Source organism: Bacillus sp. SIMBA_154 (assembly GCF_046536015.1).
Classification (GTDB): domain Bacteria; phylum Bacillota; class Bacilli; order Bacillales; family Bacillaceae; genus Bacillus; species Bacillus pumilus_P.
This window is the reverse complement of the sequence record NZ_JAWJBV010000628.1, coordinates 1-238: the sequence shown is the minus strand read 5'-3', so window position 1 is coordinate 238 and position 238 is coordinate 1. Positions and strand designations below refer to the sequence as shown.

At 52.5% G+C, this 238-nt stretch carries 1 protein-coding gene; it reads left to right on the top strand.

Annotated elements, in window-relative coordinates; translation table 11 throughout:
* On the top strand, positions 1-238 hold a 238-nt coding region (locus R0K30_RS23395), incomplete at both ends, for a hemagglutinin repeat-containing protein (RefSeq protein WP_410613407.1).

The following is a 238-nucleotide window of genomic DNA, read 5'->3' as shown; positions in this document are numbered from 1 at the left end:
CGAGTACAGCCATACCAGCAAAAGCAGCTTTGGCGGGCTTAAGTCTAGCAGCCGGGAAGACCTTGCGCAGGATGATCTGTTAGATGGCTCAACGCTATCGGCAGGCGGCAACATTCTGCTGAATGCAGGAAATAACCTGAATATTCTGGCCAGTCAACTAGAGGGGGACAATATTGGCCTGACCGCGTTTAACGACGTGCTGATAGCCTCGGGTGAAGAGAGCAGCATTCGTGAATCG